General features: G+C 77.8%; 1 protein-coding gene. It reads left to right on the top strand.

Annotation, left to right across the window (positions count from 1 at the left end):
• Positions 1-448 precede the first annotated feature (448 nt).
• Positions 449-1,243, top strand: coding sequence for an enoyl-CoA hydratase/isomerase family protein (locus IHE55_RS30440; RefSeq protein WP_197989979.1), 795 nt, complete (start codon positions 449-451; stop codon positions 1,241-1,243).
• The last annotated feature ends 164 nt before the right edge of the window (positions 1,244-1,407 follow it).

Here is a 1,407-nt window from a genome sequence, read left to right on the forward strand (position 1 = left end):
TCGTCCACCGTCGGCCCGACCGTCCGTCCGCCCGTCCTTTTGTGCCAGCGGGTCGCCGGACCGTCGGGGCGCGGCGGCGTCCGTCCGGTGGCCGGTGCCGGATCCCCGGCCGGATGCGGGTGTACGGCGGACGCCGCCGGGCACGCGTGCGAGGGGACCGCGGGGGATGCCGCGGCCTGTGCGTGCGGCGCGTACGCCCGCGCGGCCCGGGTGTGGGCCGGGCCGGGTGTCCTCGTCCGCCGACGACGCGCGGTCGTGTGCCCGTCCGCACGGGCGTGCTGCCCCCCGCCGCCTTCGACGTACGACGCGGGCGGGCCGGACGGCGCGGGGTGTCTGGCCCCGCGGCGGGCGGGACCGTACACCGTCGTGACCGGCACCCCTGGCGGGTGTACCGGCCCGCCTGCGATGATCCGGTCAACGATCGTTAACACCGGCTCCGGGAGGGCGCATGACGGAACAGCGGTTCGGCGAATGGGTCGGCGTACGGCGGCACGGGCACGTCGCCGAGCTGGTACTCGACCGGCCCAAGGCGATGAACGCGGTCTCCTCCGAGATGGCCCGGTCGATCGCCGCGGCCTGTGCGGAGCTGGCCGGGGACACCTCGGCGCGCGCGGTGGTCCTCACCTCCACCCACGAGCGGGCCTTCTGCGTCGGCGCGGATCTGAAGGAGCGCAACTCGTTCAGCGACGCCGAGCTGCTGCGGCAGCGCCCGCTGGCCCGCTCCGCGTACACCGGGGTCCTGGAACTGCCGATGCCGACCATCGCGGCGGTGCACGGTTACGCGCTCGGCGGCGGCTTCGAGCTGGCCCTCTCCTGCGACATCATCGTCGCGGACCCGACCGCCGTGGTGGGGCTGCCGGAGGTCTCGGTGGGCGTGCTGCCCGGGGGCGGCGGGACCCAGCTGCTGCCCCGCCGGGTGGGCGCGGCCCGCGCCGCCGAGCTGATCTTCACCGCCCGCCGGGTGGGCGCCGACGAGGCCCTCGCCCTGGGCCTGGTGGACCAGCTGGCGCCCGAGGGCGCGGACCGGGCCGAGGCGCTGGAGCTGGCCGGCCGGATCGCGGCGAACTCGCCGGTGGGCCTGCGCGCCGCCAAGCGGGCGCTGCGCCTGGGCCACGGCCTGGACCTGCGGACCGGTCTGGAGGTGGAGGACGCGGCCTGGCGGACGGTCGCCTTCTCCGGGGACCGGGCGGAGGGCGTCGCCGCCTTCAACGAGAAGCGCACCCCGGACTGGCCGGGGGAGTGACCCCGGGGCGGGCCGGCCGCGGCGGTCGCCCCGGCCGCCGCGGCACCGCGTACCCCGCCGGTCATCCGGCCGCTCACCCTGGGCGCGGCCGGTCCCGCGCCACCGGCCCTTCCGGGACTCCGGTTCTTCCGGGCCGTCGGTTCCTCCGAGCCCCCGGCCCTTCT

It is taken from the genome of Streptomyces pactum (assembly GCF_016031615.1).
GTDB classification, from domain to species: Bacteria; Actinomycetota; Actinomycetes; order Streptomycetales; family Streptomycetaceae; genus Streptomyces; species Streptomyces pactus.

Coding starts and splice junctions, on each gene's coding strand:
- IHE55_RS30440 (WP_197989979.1), top strand. CDS start 449: ATGACGGAACAGCGGTTCGGCGAATGGGTCGGCGTACGGCGGCACGGG.